The following is a 15,378-nucleotide window of genomic DNA, read 5'->3' as shown; positions in this document are numbered from 1 at the left end:
TCGCTTAACGGCGCGTCAACCGACTATACCTACAGACGATTCCGTGATGTCCGCATATCCGGAAAGGAGGCCGTACCCATGATCGACAATCTCGCGCTCGGCCTCAGCCACGGGTTGATGATGCTTGCGGCGTTCCTGTTGCTCAAGCGTCCCGATCTCGACCGGGAGCCCAGCCCGCACGACACCGCCGCTACCAAGCGCAAGGCCACAGAGAAACCCCGCCGCGATGCGTGACCTCGCATTCATCGCCTTCCTGCTCGCGTTCTTCGGAATGGGGTTCAAGCGGCCGTTCCTGCTTGTGCTCGTCTATGTCTATATCGACATCGTCTCGCCGCAGCGGCTGACCTACCTCCTGCTCAATTCGGTGCCGATTTCGCTGATCGCGGTCGCGCTGGCGGTCGGCGGATGGATCCTCGCCGACGACAAGCGCGACACGCGCATCGGTGGGCGACAGGTGCTGATCGTGCTGCTCCTCCTCTATTGCTGGGGCACGACGATCGCCGCCGACTTCCCCGCCGAGGCTAAGGAGAAATGGGACTGGGTGTGGAAGGCGCTCGCCTTCGCCGCGTTCCTCCCCCTGACGCTCCGCACGCGCGTGCGGATCGAGGCGCTGTTGCTTTTCATGATCCTCGCCGCATCGTCGATCATCGTCGTCGGAGGGATCAAGACGATCGCCAGCGGCGGCGGCGGATACGGCCAACTCAACCTGATGGTCGACAATAATTCAGGACTGTACGAGGGCAGCACGATCAGCGCGGTGGCGATCGCGATCGTCCCGATCATCATCTGGTTCATGCACCACGGCACGATCTTTAGACCGGACTGGCGGGTAAAGGCCTATTGCCTCGCGCTGGTCTTCGCCTGCCTGCTGATCCCCGTCGGCACGTCGACGCGCACCGGGCTGCTCTGCATCGGCCTGCTGGCATTGCTGTCGATCCGCAACGTGAAGCGCAAGGTAGCGTATCTGGCGATGCTTGGCGTGCTGGGGCTGGCGGCGATCCCGTTCCTGCCGTCGACCTTCACCAACCGCATGAACACCATCAAGACCTATGATGCGGACGAATCCGCCTCGACGCGGCTCGCGGTGTGGAAATGGACGATCGAATACGCAAAGGCGAACCCGTTCGGTGGGGGCTTCAACGCGTATCTGGGCAACCACATCCGCTATGATCTGAAGACCACGCCCGGCGCTGCCGAGGCACCCAAGGTCGAGGTCGACAAGGCCCGCGCGTATCACAGCGCCTATTTCGAGATGCTCGGCGAGCAGGGCTATCCCGGCCTTGCGATATGGCTCGCGATCAACCTGATCGGCATCGTCCGCATGGAGTTCATCCGTCGCCGCTACCGCGATCCGGACGGGGAGTTCGCCTGGGCCGGACCGCTTGCAGCGGCATTGCAAAGCGGGCACATCGTCTACCTGCTCGGCGCAGGGTTCATCGCGATCGCGTTCCAGCCGTTCATCTACATGCTGATCGGCGCGCAGATCGGCCTCGATACCTATCTGGCGCGCAAGCGGAGCGAGCAATCGTTCCGGCCCATGCGTCGTGTGACCCCTGGCGCCCAACCTGTAGCTACCGGAGTAACCTCCACGTGATCGACCGAGCGCCGGTCCACGAACTGCGCGCGCTCACCGGCGTTCGAGGAATCGCCGCGTGGTTCGTCGTCTTCTACCACATCCGCCTGTCGATCGCGGGGCTGCCCACCGGCGTGCGCGACGTCTTTGCCAAAGGGTATCTGGCGGTCGACTTCTTCTTCCTGCTGTCCGGCTTCGTGATCTGGCTGACCTGGTCCGACCGCATTCGTACCGGCGGCGCGAGAAGCATTCCGCGCTTCCTGCAAAAACGCATTGCCCGCATCTGGCCTCTGCATCTTGTCGCCTTGGGCGGCGCCGTCGCACTGGCCCTGCTGCTTCGCGCGACCGGCCGCAGCGATCCGCAATTCGTGTTTCCACAATTGCCGTTCCACCTCCTGCTGCTCCAGAACTGGGGCTTCACGCATCAACTCGCCTGGAACGACCCGGCCTGGTCGATCAGCGCCGAACTGGGTGCGTACCTGCTGTTTCCGTTGCTGGTTATGCCGGTGGACTGGCGGCGCTTGCCGAGCTGGGCATTGCTGGCAATTGCCGGCGGCTTGCTGGTCGGCCTGCATCTGGCGATGGACGCGCCGACGCTCGGCACCGACATCCCGCGCTACGGCCTGCTTCGTTGCCTGGTAGAGTTTACGACCGGCAGCATCGTCTGCGCGTTGTGGTTGCGCTGGCATGGCGGGTCACGAGCACCAGTATGTGCGACACTCGTTACTGTGCTTGCCGCAGGAGGCTGGATCGCCGGCGCGCCGGAAACTCTGGTCGTTCCGGCATTATTTGCAGCGGTCCTGCTCTTGCTGGCACTGACCGCCGGCAGGCTAGGAAATCCGTTCGAACTTAGATGGACGCACTATCTCGGCGAGATCAGCTACGCGACGTATCTCAGCCACTTCATCTTATGGAAGGCCTTCAAACTCGTTTTCGTCAGCGACGCGACCGCAGTCTCGCCAACCAGGATCGCGCTGTATTTCGGTCTGGTTATGCTAGCCTCGATCGCCCTCTACCACCTGATAGAACGCCCCGCTCAACGCTGGCTCAACAGCCTGTAGACCGCCCCTCCTTGTTTCCCCGCGAAGGCGGGGACCCAGTCTGGGCTCCCGCCTTCGCGGGAGAACAAGAAGGAGCGTGCTTTACTCCTCAATCAGTCGACCGGCTCGTCGGCCAGTTCTTCTTCCAGCGCCTCGATGATCGCCTTGTTGAACGCGGGGATATCGTCCGGCTTGCGGCTCGTGATCAGGTTGCCGTCGACCACGACCTCCTCGTCCACCACGTCCGCGCCCGCATTCTCCAGGTCCGTGCGGATCGACGGGAAGCTCGTCACGCGGCGTCCATCGATCACGTCCGCCTCGGCGAGCAACCACGGCGCATGGCAGATCGCAGCGATGATCTTGCCGTCCTCCATGAACTCGGTGATGATCTCGATCGCGCGCTCTTCCTGACGCATCGTGTCCGGGTTGGCGACGCCGCCTGGCAGCACCAGCGCGTCGTAATCGTCGGTATCGACCTCATCGAGCGTCAGGTCGGGCGTCGCCGTATCGGCCTTGTTGATGTCGCCCTTCATGCCCTGGATCGGGTCGGTCTTGATCGAGGCGAGCGTCACCTTCGCGCCCGCCGCCTCCAGCGCTTTCCGCGGTTCGAACAGTTCGACGGTCTCGAAACCATCGGCAGCGAGCATCAATACGCGAGCTTGGGAAAGATCGGCCATGTCATGTCTCCAGTGAAATCCCGTGCCCCCTCAACCAAGCGCAGCCCGCCTCGTTCCGGAACGATGCGCCTTCCCGAACATTTGCAGAGATAGTCAGAATCAGACGCCCCCAAGGGACCACCGCATTGCCCACCAAGATCGTGTATTCCGATGACTCCAAGCCCGGCATCACCCGCAAGAAGATGCGGAACGGCTGGGGCTATTGGGATGCCAAGGGCGAACGCATCACCGACCGCGAAGAGATCGACCGGCTGAACGCAGTCGGCCTGCCCCCCGCCTACCGCGACGCCTGGTTCTGCCCCAAGCCCAACGGTCATATCCAGGCGGTCGGCTGGGACGAGAAGGGGCGCAAACAATACCGCTATCACCTCGGCTTTCGCGAAGCACAGGAGGCCGCAAAGTACGAGCGTTGCGCCGACTTCGGCCATGCGCTCCCCAAGATTCGCAAAGCGGTTGAGGCCGACCTCCGCAAGCGCTCGCTGCCCCGCGAACGCGCGGTCGCCGCGGTCATCCGCCTGCTCGACGGCGGCCACATCCGCATCGGCAACGAAGCCTATGCCGAAGCGAACGAAAGCTTCGGCGCCACCACGCTGCGCAAGCGCCACGGCGAAGTGAAGGGCTCGACGCTCAAGCTCCAGTACAAGGGCAAGTCCGGCAAGATGCGGACGCTCAAGATCACCGACCGCTCGCTCAGCAGCTTCGTCAAGAAATGCCAGGACCTCGACGAACAGCATCTGTTCGCATGGCTCGACGATGCCGGCGTCGCGCACCCGGTCACCTCGACCGATGTGAACTGCTACATCCGCGATGTCACCGGCACCGATTTCACCGCCAAGAATTTTCGAACCTGGGCCGCCAGCGTCGCCGCGTTCGAGGCGCTCGCGTCGGCCGAGCGCGACCTGAGCCTCAAGACGATGCTCGAACCTGTCGTTGCGCGCCTGGGCAACACGCACGCCATCGCGCGGAAGAGCTACGTCCACCCGTCGCTGATCGCGTTGGTGAAGACCGGTCAGTCGACCTTCCGCAAGGCGCTCCGCCTTCCGCGCGCCAAGCGCTATCTCAGCCGCGAGGAATGTGGCCTGATCACCTTCCTTGAAGCCGGTACGCCCGCTGTTGCGACATTGGCTAAAGCGGCCTGACGAGTATTTCCATGACCAATACCACTGCCGCCGCCAAGCAACCGATCTTCGACGCAGGCGACGTCGGCGACCAGGCCCAGGGCTTCGTCACCGCCAGCTTCGCGTGGGTGCAAGCCTACTGGCTCCAGATCCTGATAGCGTTCGGGATCGGCGCGGTGATCGTCGTCGCGCTCCACACCGCGCGCCGCTTCGGCAGCAAGCTCTGCGAACGCCCGCGCGCGCTCAACGGCTGGGGCATCGTCGTCGGCAAGGCGATCGCCCGCACCGGCAATTTCTTCATCGTCATGCTCGCCGCCAAGCTGGTCGCCGGATACTCCGCCGCCCCCGGCGAAGTCGCGACGACGATCAACTTCCTCTTCACCGTCGCCGCGGTGTTCCAGGCGGCCGTATGGGTGCGCGAGATCATTCTCGGCGCGATCGAGCACCGCACGCAGTCCGAACATTATTCGGGCGAAGCCCTGCTCTCGGCGATGGGCTTGATCCGCCTGCTCGTCACGTTCGTGGTGTTCGCGGTCGCGCTGGTCGTCGTCCTCGACAATCTCGGAGTGAACGTCACTGGCCTCGTCGCGGGTCTGGGCGTCGGCGGCATCGCGATCGGCTTGGCCGCACAGGGCATCTTCGCCGACCTGTTCGCCGCGCTCGCGATCATCTTCGACCGTCCGTTCCGCCGCGGCGACTCGATCAGCTACGACACCGCCTCGGGCAGCGTCGAGGCGATCGGCCTCAAATCGACGCGCATCCGCGGCATCGACGGCGAAGAGCGCGTGATCTCGAACAAGAACCTCCTCAACAAGGAGATCCTCAACAACACGCAGCGCAACCACCGCCGCGCGAAGTTCGTCATCGGCGTCACCTATTCGACGCCCCCGGAGGTCTGCTCGCGCATCCCCGCGATGCTGAAGGAGATCGTCGAAGCCAACGACAAGATCTTCACCCGCGCCGGCTTCACCGGCTTCGGCGCATCGAGCCTCGATTTCGAGGTACAATTCGACAGCAAGGGGCCCGATTATGCGAGCTTCTACGACGGTCGGACGGCGGTGGGGATCGCGATCCTGAAGCGCTTCAACGACGAGAAGATCGAGATCGCCTTCCCCACGCAGGTCAACATGATGGCCGCCCCGGATGGCTCGGTCGTGATGCCGTATCCCGAAGGGCGACGGGGGGATGCGGAGGCAACGCCCGCCTGATTATCCACCCGGCCGCTCGACGCCCTCGCCTTCGGATATGTACGCGCCGGTTAGGGCAGTCCTACCCTATCTTGTTCTCCCGCGAAGGCGGGAGCCCAGTCTGGGTCCCCGCCTTCGCGGGGAAACAATGCTTGCTAGAGTACCGTGAAATCACGGCTGCCGAGATCAGCTGGACATGAAGAACTCGCCGCCACGCCCCAACACCTCCCCGGCGAAGGCCGGGGCCCAATTGGTAAGGTCGCAGTAACGACGCGCAACGGTCGTCAGCGCCGTTTCCCAATTGGACCCCGGCCTCCGCCGGGGAGGTACTCTCTAGTCCGCCCGCGCGGACTTCGGGTTCGGTTGAAGAGAGACTAAATCCCACCCTCATCCAACGACAACAAAGTCGCGTTCCCGCCCGCACTCGTCGTATCCACAGAAACCGCCCGCTCCGCACAGAACCGATAAAGATACCGCGGCCCACCAGCCTTAGGCCCGGTCCCCGAAAGCCCCTCGCCACCAAAAGGCTGAGACCCCACAACCGCGCCGATCATCGACCGGTTGATGTACAAATTCCCCACCGCAGCCTCGGCCTCGATCACCTCGGCCGCCCGCGCGATGCGGCTGTGCAGGCCCATCGTCAGGCCGTAACCCTTGGCGTTGACCCGAGCGATCGTCTCGCTGAGCTTCCCCGCCTCCCACGTCGCCACATGCAGGATCGGCCCGAACCACTCCTGGTTCAAATCCTCGATCGCACCGATCCGAACCAAAGTCGGCGGCACGAACAGCCCGTCCGCCGGCGCATCGAGCGTCTTGACGATCTTCGCCTTCACGCTCTCGCGATACGCCATCAGCCGGTCATACGCGGCCTGGTCGATCACCGGCCCGACGTCGGTCGCGGGATCGCCCGAGCGCCCGATCCGCAGCGTCTCCATCGCCCCCGACAGCATCTCGATCACGCCGTCGGCGATATCTTCCTGCACCAGCAGCAAGCGCAACGCCGAGCAACGCTGTCCCGCCGACCGGAACGACGACGCGATCACGTCCGCCACCACCTGCTCGGGCAGCGCGGTGGAATCGACGATCATCGCGTTGATCCCGCCGGTCTCCGCGATCAGCGGCACGATCGGCCGCGTCTCGTCGTCGAGCAACGACCGCGCGATCTTCCGCGACGTCGCAGTCGATCCGGTGAACGCGACACCCTGGATGCGCACGTCCGCGGTCAGCGCCGCACCAACCTCCGGCCCGCCGGTCACGAGCACCAGCGCATCGACCGGCACGCCAGCCTCGTGCGCCAGTTCCACCGCACGCGCCGCGATCCGCGGGGTCTGCGGTGCAGGCTTGGCGACCACGGTGTTGCCGGTGACCAGCGCCGCCACCGTCTGTCCGAGGAAGATCGCCAGCGGGAAGTTCCACGGCGCGATCGTCGCCCAGACGCCGCGACCCTCGATATGCAGCGTGTTGCGCTCGCCCGTCGGCCCCGGCAGTTCGATCGGATGCAGGTTCAGCCGCGCCTGCTGCGCGTAATACCGGCAGAAATCCGCGGCCTCGCGCACTTCGCCGATCGCATCGCCAATCGTCTTGAACGCCTCCTGCACGCAGATCGCCATGAGTTCGTCGCGATGCTTCTCGAGCAGGTCGGCGAGGCGCTCCAGGCAAGCCGCGCGCTCGTCGACCGGCGTGGTCGACCAACCCGAAAACGCCGCATGCGCACGCCCAATGGCGGCCGCAACGGCACCCCCGCCAAGCCCTTCTGTACCCCCCCGGCGAAGGCCGGGGTCCAATTGGGAGGTCTGTCGTGACGACTCGCCGTCCTCAGCCAATCCACCGCCCCCAATTGGGCCCCGGCCTTCGCCGGGGTGGAGGTAAGGCGACAACGGCGCATTAACGGCCCTCACCGTCGCCTCCAACGTCCCCACATCACTCAAATCCAACCCGGCGGAATTCCGGTGCCCCACAGCCCCGAACAGATCCACCGGCAACGGAATGCTAGGATGCCGCTTCCCCCCGACCGCAGCGATCTTCGCCACCGGATCCGCCAGAATCTCCGCCTCGGTCAGCCGCTCATCCGCCAACTGGTGCACGAAACTGGAATTCGCCCCGTTCTCCAGCAACCGCCGAACCAGATACGCGAGCAGGTCCCGGTGCCCACCAACCGGCGCATAGACCCGGCAATGATAGCCGTTCTCCTGCACCAGCCGCTCGTACAGCCCGTCGCCCATCCCGTGCAGCCGCTGGAACTCGAAGTCGCGCGAGTTGCCCGCCCACTCCATGATTGTCGCGACCGTCAGCGCATTGTGGCTCGCGAACGCCGGCCGGATATTCTCCGCGGCCAGCATGTCCTTCGCCACGGCCAGGTACGACACGTCGGTCGCCGCCTTGCGCGTGAACAACGGATAGTCCGCCAGCCCCTCGACCTGCGTGCGCTTGATTTCGCTATCCCAATACGCGCCCTTCACCAGCCGCACGTTCATCACGCGGTCCAGCCCGTTCGCCCATTCGATCACCGGCCGCGCGCGCTTGCCATAGGCCTGCACCGCCATGCCGAACCCGTCCCAGCCCTTCAGCGAAGGGAGCCCAGCGACCGTGCCGATGATGTCGAGGCTCATCTCCAGCCGTTCGGATTCCTCCGCATCGACGGTCAACGCGATGCCCTTCGAAGCCGCCTGCACCGCCAGCGCCTCGAGCATCTCGGTCAGCGCGGGGACGCACTCGCTCCACCGCGCCACCTCGTACCGCGGGTGCAGCGCCGACAGCTTGACCGAGATCGAATGCCCCGCCGCCGGATCGCGCCCGACCGCATCGACCGCACCGACATACGCCTGGAAGTATCGCTGCGCATCGGCATGCGTCCGCGCCGCCTCGCCGAGCATGTCGAAGCTCGCCGTGAAGCCCTTGTTCTCCGGCCGGCGCATCCGCTTCATCGCCTCATCGATGGTCCGGCCCATCACGAAGATCTCGCCCATCATCTTCATCGCCGCGCCGACCGCCTGCCGCACGAACGGCTCGCCCGCGCGGCTGATCAGGCGTCGCAGCGGCCCGGTCGATCCCTCGCCGACCAGAACGCGACCGACCACCAGCCCCCAGGTCGCCGAGTTCACCAGCTTCGAGTTCGACTTGCCCGCATGCGCACGCCAATCCGCATCGCCCAGCTTGTCCGCGATCAGCAGATCCGCCGTCTCGGGATCGGGCACGCGCAGGAACGCCTCGGCCAGCGACAGCAACGCGACGCCTTCCGACGAATTCAGCCGATATTCCTGGAGGAACTGGTTCACCCAGCCCTTGCTCTGCGCCGCCCGCAGGTCCGCAAGCAGGCCCAGCGCATGCCCCATCACCCGCTCGCGCGAATCCGAATCGAGCGCGGCGCGGTCCAGCAACGGTTTTAGAACATCGGGTTCGCTCGCGCGGTACAGCTTTGCCATGATATCGCGGACATTGGACGTTACGGCAGTCGACATTTTCCAGCTTCCGGTTGGGTGAGGCTTGCGATCCGCTTGCCTGTACGCCTAGAGACATTGCAGCGCTTAGCGCCAAATGAGCCTTGAGGGGAATGCCGTGGCGCCGATCACCACCACGCAGATGCAGCAGCGCATCGGCACCGAGACGGTTTCCGACTGGGTCGAGGTGACGCAAGCCATGATCGACAAGTTCGCCGATGCGACCGGCGACCATCAGTTCATCCACATCGATCCGGTCCGTGCGGCACAGACGCCGTTCGGCGGCACGATCGCGCACGGCTTCCTGACGCTGTCGCTGATGCCGTTGCTGTCGTCGAAGGTCCCGGACGCGCCGACCATCGAAGGCGCAAAGATGGGCGTGAACTACGGCGGCAACTCGGTCCGCTTCCTGACGCCGGTCCGGTCCGGCTCGAAGGTGCGCGGCCGCTTCAAGCTGGTCTCGTTCGACGAGAAACGCCCCGGCCAGTGGCAGCAGACCAACGCGTTTTCCGTCGAGATCGAAGGCCAGGAAAAGCCCGCCCTGATCGCCGAATGGATCAGCCAAGTCTTCGTTTGAAACTAATTCCCCTCCCGCTTGCGGGAGGGGTCAGGGGAGGGTCCGAGATAGCCGCGATTGCTCCGGCTGCTTGGACCACCCCCTCCCCCAACCCCTCCCGCAAGCGGGAAGGGAGCAGATAAGGAAATACCCATGCGTTCAGCCGTCATCGTCTCCACCGCCCGCACCCCCATCGGCCGCGCCTATCGCGGCGGCTTCAACAACACCCCCGCCCCCACGCTCGCCTCGCATTCGATCAAGGCCGCGGTCGAACGTGCTGGCATCGACGGCGCCGAAGTTGACGATGTAGTCTTCGGCTGCGCCCTCCAGCAAGGTCACCAGGCCGGCAACATCGCCCGCACGTCGTTGCTGCGCGCCGGGCTCCCCGTCACCGTCTCGGGCATGTCGGTCGATCGCCAGTGCGCATCCGGGCTCATGGCGATCGCCACCGCCGCCAAGCAGATAATCACCGATAACATGGACATCACGATCGGCGGCGGCGTCGAGAGCATCAGTCTTGTCCAGACTCCGCAGATGCGCGCCGCGCCCGATCCCCAGCTGATCGCGATGCACAAGGACGTCTACATGCCGATGCTGCAGACCGCCGAGGTCGTCGCCAAGCGCTACGGCATCAGCCGCGACGCGATGGATGCCTACGCACTCCAGTCGCAGCAGCGCACCGCCGCCGCGCAGGCAGCGGGCTATTTCGACGCCGAAATCGTGCCAGTCGATGCCAACATGGCCATCGTCAACAAGGAGACGAAGGAAGTCACGTACAAGGACGTGACGATCACCAAGGACGAGGGCAACCGCGCCGACACCACGCTGGAAGGGCTCCAGTCGCTCAAGCCCGTGATGGGCCCCGACTTCACGATCACCGCGGGCAACGCGTCACAGCTGTCGGACGGCTCGTCGTCGTCGGTACTGATGGAAGAAAAGATTGCCTCGCAGCGCGGTCTCCAGCCGCTCGGTCGCTATGTCGGCATGGCGGTCGGCGGCACGGAACCCGACGAAATGGGTATCGGCCCGGTCGTGGCGATCCCCAAGCTGCTTAAGCGCTTCGGCCTCAAGATGGACGATATCGGCCTGTGGGAGCTGAACGAGGCGTTCGCGGTGCAGGTCCTGTATTGCCGCGACCATCTCGGCATCCCCGACGAACTGCTCAACGTCAGCGGCGGCGCGATCTCGATCGGCCACCCCTACGGCATGACCGGCGCCCGCGCGACCGGCCACGCGCTGATCGAAGGCAAGCGTCGCGGCGCGAAGTACGTCGTGGTCACGATGTGCATCGGCGGCGGCATGGGCGCGGCCGGGTTGTTCGAAGTGCTATGACCTTGAAATGCACCGTCGGTATAGCGCATGCACTATACCGACGGTGCATCCACCGCCTATCCTGTATGGGCCCCGGCCGCGTTGACATGTCTGTTCAATACGTCCTGCAACTATGCGCAGTCGACCTCCCTCGCATAGAGAAAATAGGCTCGACTCAAACGTTGCGCAGTTAATCGGTTGCTGATTAGTTACGTCCAGCAGGCCCGATGTCTTCTTTAGACTAACCCGCCGAGAGTTGGCGCCGAAGCGACCGTTTCAGCGCGAGGGTGCTGGCAGCGGGAATGCTCCGACCTGTAGACATCCCCCGACTCTGTTCAGTATCGTATCGATCCGCTGCTGGACGACAGCCTGCTCATGCATAAGGGCCGGTAGCCAACGGGCAACGCTGCGCACCTCTCGATCTAGCCTGGCGGAATCCACGGCTTCTATTCGTGCAGTAGGGATCGGACTGCATTCCCCGGGGATCGCACCGCTCCTGAAGGCGATGTGAGAGCACCTGACGGTCTGCGCCGAGACCACGATCATCCTTCATTGATCAGCCGATCCTCCCCCTGTTGAAATTGTAGCGGAAGGTTTGTTGCATCAACGCTAGGCGCCTCATTTATCGAAGACGTTTGGCCTGACACGGCGACGAATATCGGCGCGATAGCACTAAAACGCCGGAACCGTCTTCCATCCTCCGCGCTTGAGCTACCAAGGAGAGATAGAATGGACGACCAGCGTGTGTGGGAATTCGAAGGCAGCCTATGGGATGCCAGCGACGAGCATTATCAGGAGTGGATAGACGAGGAGATCGTCATGGTCCTTCCCCGTCCGCCGTATGTTTTCCAGGGGCAGGAAGCGAAGAACGCCGTCAAGGCGACGCCCGACTGGGATTCGGTCGAATTGTCAGACCGGCGAGTGTCACGCCCTCAGGAGGGCCTGATCGTCGTTGCCTACACCGTGCGGTGCGCGAGCGGCGACGAGAAGTACGAAGCACACTGCACCTCGACCTTACGGATGCGGGGACACGACGATTGGCTGGTCGTTCAACACCAGCAAACGCCACCCTTGACCGCCAGTGTCGAGGCCTGACCACTGGGTCACTGTTGCGCCTGGTACATGCTCGTAGCAGGCGCAACGGACTAAATTGGCGGGCGGGCACCTCGTTACTGATGTAATTCCGATAGACTCAAGCGAAACCAGTTATTGCGAATGGATCGCCTAGACAAATGTCGGCAAGTAGAGGCACCGTAATATCCAATAACCTCGCCGTTTTCAAATCAAAGCGAATTAGTGACGCGTGGTTGTGTATTTGGAGCGCGCCAGACCGTTACCGCGTTGGTTGGAAATCGGCGATTTCGAAAAGCTTATGATGGCGATGGCCCCTGACTTCATCAAGCGACGACCTGGCGTAGTACCGCTGGCAGGTATTGCAGATATTAAGCGCCTACATACATCGGCGTGTTATCGTAACGCGCATCCTCTTCGGACAAATCAGACACATCGTTGAGGTATTGGACGCAGAAGCGGTCGAGGCGGGAGTTGGCCGCAAGTTTGTCCGCATTTATGCCGTGGCTAATCACCTCGGCATAGGCGGTCTCATCCAACAAATGGTTAACCCAGCTCGACACAAGGTCGAGCACCCGCCCGCCAGCTACGATCGCATCGCATCGCATCGATCGCATCGCATCGCATCACGGTACGAGCTCGTAAGTGCCCGACAACTGCCTCGTTACTGTGTGTGACTAAACGCAGGCGCGCGCAGAAGCCAAGGTCGTCGCTGTTATCTTGTCGATCGAAAGCCGGCAGCGGTAGTCCGAACTCGATCGCTTCGGTCACGCGACAAGGCTCTGCAGAAGATAAACGCCAGAAGCCACGATCACAGCCTCTGTATAGAACCGTATCGCGGGTGCACCGCGAGATAGCGGTCGTCCTCAATTATCGGCGACGTCCGAACCAAACGCCGATCCCCGAGAGATCGAGCACCGCCATACCGCCCGCCGCGGGCACCATCTGGCGCCCCAACGCGTATTGCGCCAGCTATCATTTGGACCGGCGGGGACACTAGAACCGAAAAATACCTCATCGCTGTCATTGCCGTCGACCGCGCGGATCGACCGGTGTCGAGGAAGCAACTCATGATCGCCGCCAGCAGGTTCGGCGCCGCGAATTCGCGGAGTTTGAATGCGCTTGCCCGCGCGCCGACCGCATCAATCGTACGGTCTGATCGTGACACGTCCCGATGTGAGCGCTTCGTTACGGCGCGATACCATGTCGTCTAGATGGCGCAGGCGACTCAGGCGACTACAGTGCGCGCGCGGGACGCGGAAAGGGGAACCCTCGAATGAACGGCTTCGCAGACGACGTCTATTGCCCCAACGCGGCGAATTGTATCAGGCGAAAGCCAGCCCTAAGCCCCCTCCCTTCCACAAACGAGGGCTCGAAGCCTCGCGCAAAAGTGCGTTGAAGGTTGCCGCCCGACTTTATAATAGCACCTGCTCAGTTACTTCGGTCGCCTCGCGCTCGGCACTAGGGCCCGGCAGTACGCATAAAGGTCGATCGCCAGGATTTTGAATCGCAATGAATTATCGGCACTCCTTCCACGCTGGCAATAGTGCCGATGTCGTGAAGCACAGCCTGCTGATCGCCCTTGTACAGGCCTTGCAGCAAAAACAGGGCGCGCTGACTCTGATTGACACCCATGCCGGCTGCGGCCTGTACGACCTTGACGGCGAGGACGCCCAGCGCACCGGCGAGTCCGTGCAGGGCGTGCTGCTCGCCTTAGCTGATCTGAACCCCTTGTTCAGCGACTACCGCGCCGCCGTACAGGCGGTGAATGTGGGGCCCCAGCTACACTCCTATCCCGGCTCGCCACGGATACTGGCGCAACTTCTACGTCCACAGGATTTTCTAATTCTGAACGAGAAGCATCCCCAGGACGCGTCGACCCTGCGCAGAGCGATGCGCGACATATCCGCTGCTGTGCATGAGCGCGACGCGTACGAGCTTTGGCTGGCGATGCTGCCGCCCCGAACCGCGCGCGGCGTAGTGGTGGTCGACCCGCCGTACGAGCAGCCCGACGAACGCGAACGTATCACAGCCACCCTCGCCGCTGCTCACCGCAAATGGGCGCACGGCGTGACAGTGATCTGGTATCCGCTGAAAGACCGCACTACGCATTGGCACTGGAAGGAGCAGCTACGCAAGCTCGGCATTCCGAAATTGTTGGGGGTGGAGCATTGGCTGTATGATGGCGATCAGCCCGGCGTTTATAATGGCGCGGGCCTCTATATCATCAATCCGCCCTACGCTTTCACGCAGGCCCTACCACCGCTGTTGGAAGCCCTGCGCGCCGTGCTAGCGCCGGAGGGGCACAGGGGCGAGATCACTGCCGATTGGCTGGCCGATTAAAGTAAATCTGCAATGCCCCCTCTCCGGAATGGATCGTTCGCCGTCAGAGCCTAGCCGGTGACTATCACTGGTTGTCATCCGGGTTCTTCGGAACGAGCCGAAAGGTCTGTTTTGTTCGAAAATAGTCGATTATCCAAGATCCTGTGAAGGGTAACCAAATTTCACCCCGGCCCTTCAAAGACCGCTTGTCGACGCGCGGCCCGGGATGAATGGATGTCTGCCGTTGGTACTCGCGAAATAAGTGCAATTCTCGCCTCCGTTTCGGCAGGCGGCGTCGACATCGTCTACGCCGATGCGATGGACCGGTTGTCGCGCAGTCAGGCCGATATCCGACCTTGTTCGATGGCCTTCTATTTCGTGGCATCATGCTGGCGACGCGCAGGAATGACGTGGCGACCCCGCTGCATATCGGTATGACCTTCACCATCAACGCCGAGCACCTGAGCGCCACTGGCGACAAGACCCGCGATGCGCTGGTCCGTCGCCACGCGACCGAAGAAAATCCCGGCGTCTCTGCCGACGGCTAAGAAAAGCGCATCGAGCACTTCGGGAATGGCGAGTGCATCCGCGCGCTGCAGCAGATAGTGCCATCGAGGCGGCTATCCTGAAAGGCGTCGCGGCGACATGTTGGTCGGCCAAAACGAGATCTGGACTGATCGGCAAAGCTTCCGGTCGCAGAGCAGAACGCTGCCCACGCCGTCTCGACCGATGCTGAGCTGCTGCACGCAGTCTTCGCCGCGTCTATGCAAGAAGGTCGGAAAGCTTACCGCGGCCTTCGAGGACGAAGCGCTGAAGGCGCAGGCGTTCGAACGGTTGCGCGCGCTTATTGAGGCTGTGGTGCGGACGCCGGAAGGCGGCGATCTCGCGTTCGAGCGGTACGGCGAACTGGCATCGATGCTGTCGCTATGCGCTGAGCCAGAAACGCGAAAACCCTCCGCGGGTGAGCCCTTGGAGGTGTTGCAAGTGAGTTTGGTTGCGGGGACAGGATTTGAACCTGTGACCTTCAGGTTATGAGCCTGACGAGCTACCGGGCTGCTCCACCCCGCGACGGTTCCTGTTGAGGAA

The 15,378-nt window shown here is 63.2% G+C and carries 13 protein-coding genes and 1 tRNA gene; 10 read left to right on the top strand and 4 right to left on the bottom strand.

What is annotated here, in order from left to right:
• Positions 1–78 precede the first annotated feature (78 nt).
• Genes C8J25_RS20720 through C8J25_RS10170 form a run of 3 tightly spaced genes read left to right on the top strand, consistent with a single transcriptional unit; the run spans position 79 to position 2,634 of the window.
• Complete coding sequence (locus tag C8J25_RS20720; protein WP_167397700.1) at positions 79–234, top strand: hypothetical protein; 156 nt, start codon at positions 79–81, stop codon at positions 232–234.
• Positions 227–1,594 carry a putative O-glycosylation ligase, exosortase A system-associated gene (locus tag C8J25_RS10175; RefSeq protein ID WP_107954345.1) on the top strand — a complete coding sequence of 456 codons (1,368 nt, stop codon included), beginning with the start codon at positions 227–229 and terminating at the stop codon, positions 1,592–1,594. The genes C8J25_RS20720 and C8J25_RS10175 overlap by 8 nt, the downstream gene beginning before the upstream one ends.
• Complete coding sequence (locus C8J25_RS10170; RefSeq protein ID WP_244186970.1) at positions 1,591–2,634, top strand: acyltransferase family protein; 1,044 nt, start codon at positions 1,591–1,593, stop codon at positions 2,632–2,634. Before C8J25_RS10175 ends, C8J25_RS10170 begins: the two co-directional genes overlap by 4 nt.
• A gap of 92 nt (positions 2,635–2,726) precedes the next feature.
• Here the strand turns inward: C8J25_RS10170 and C8J25_RS10165 are convergent, their stop codons facing one another.
• Complete coding sequence (locus C8J25_RS10165; protein WP_107954344.1) at positions 2,727–3,290, bottom strand: type 1 glutamine amidotransferase domain-containing protein; 564 nt, start codon at positions 3,288–3,290, stop codon at positions 2,727–2,729.
• Between the two features lie 182 nt (positions 3,291–3,472).
• On the opposite strand from C8J25_RS10165, the gene C8J25_RS10160 reads away from it, so the two are divergent.
• Complete coding sequence (locus tag C8J25_RS10160; RefSeq protein WP_107954545.1) at positions 3,473–4,429, top strand: DNA topoisomerase IB; 957 nt, start codon at positions 3,473–3,475, stop codon at positions 4,427–4,429.
• 11 nt (positions 4,430–4,440) lie between these two features.
• A complete protein-coding gene (locus C8J25_RS10155) occupies positions 4,441–5,616 on the top strand; it encodes a mechanosensitive ion channel family protein (RefSeq protein ID WP_107954343.1) in 1,176 nt (391 codons plus the stop codon).
• 353 nt (positions 5,617–5,969) lie between these two features.
• On the opposite strand, the gene putA is transcribed toward C8J25_RS10155, so the two are convergent.
• The gene (gene putA, locus C8J25_RS10150; RefSeq protein WP_244187028.1) at positions 5,970–9,017 is read right to left on the bottom strand and encodes a bifunctional proline dehydrogenase/L-glutamate gamma-semialdehyde dehydrogenase PutA; all 3,048 of its coding nucleotides are present in this window, start codon (positions 9,015–9,017) and stop codon (positions 5,970–5,972) included.
• 157 nt (positions 9,018–9,174) lie between these two features.
• Between putA and C8J25_RS10145 the strand changes: the two genes are divergently transcribed.
• From C8J25_RS10145 to C8J25_RS10135, 3 genes are all read left to right on the top strand, one after another.
• A complete protein-coding gene (locus C8J25_RS10145; protein ID WP_208622582.1) occupies positions 9,175–9,609 on the top strand; it encodes a MaoC family dehydratase in 435 nt (144 codons plus the stop codon).
• A 132-nt stretch (positions 9,610–9,741) separates the two neighbouring features.
• Positions 9,742–10,920 carry an acetyl-CoA C-acyltransferase gene (locus tag C8J25_RS10140; protein ID WP_107954340.1) on the top strand — a complete coding sequence of 393 codons (1,179 nt, stop codon included), beginning with the start codon at positions 9,742–9,744 and terminating at the stop codon, positions 10,918–10,920.
• Positions 10,921–11,628: 708 nt separating this feature from the next.
• Positions 11,629–11,994: a DUF4440 domain-containing protein gene (locus tag C8J25_RS10135; RefSeq protein WP_107954339.1), complete on the top strand. Its 366-nt coding sequence runs from the start codon at positions 11,629–11,631 to the stop codon at positions 11,992–11,994.
• A 347-nt stretch (positions 11,995–12,341) separates the two neighbouring features.
• Here the strand turns inward: C8J25_RS10135 and C8J25_RS10130 are convergent, their stop codons facing one another.
• On the bottom strand, positions 12,342–12,545 hold the full coding sequence (locus C8J25_RS10130) for a hypothetical protein (protein WP_107954338.1): 204 nt from the start codon (positions 12,543–12,545) through the stop codon (positions 12,342–12,344).
• A 937-nt stretch (positions 12,546–13,482) separates the two neighbouring features.
• Between C8J25_RS10130 and C8J25_RS10125 the strand changes: the two genes are divergently transcribed.
• Positions 13,483–14,313: a 23S rRNA (adenine(2030)-N(6))-methyltransferase RlmJ gene (locus C8J25_RS10125; protein ID WP_107954337.1), complete on the top strand. Its 831-nt coding sequence runs from the start codon at positions 13,483–13,485 to the stop codon at positions 14,311–14,313.
• 335 nt (positions 14,314–14,648) lie between these two features.
• Complete coding sequence (locus C8J25_RS20285) at positions 14,649–14,840, top strand: hypothetical protein (protein WP_146173326.1); 192 nt, start codon at positions 14,649–14,651, stop codon at positions 14,838–14,840.
• 443 nt (positions 14,841–15,283) lie between these two features.
• On the opposite strand, the gene C8J25_RS10120 is transcribed toward C8J25_RS20285, so the two are convergent.
• A tRNA-Met gene (locus C8J25_RS10120) sits at positions 15,284–15,360 on the bottom strand.
• Positions 15,361–15,378: the final 18 nt, after the last annotated feature.

The organism is Sphingomonas faeni (assembly GCF_003053745.1).
GTDB lineage: Bacteria > Pseudomonadota > Alphaproteobacteria > Sphingomonadales > Sphingomonadaceae > Sphingomonas > Sphingomonas faeni.
This window is presented reverse-complemented; position numbering and strand designations above follow the sequence as displayed.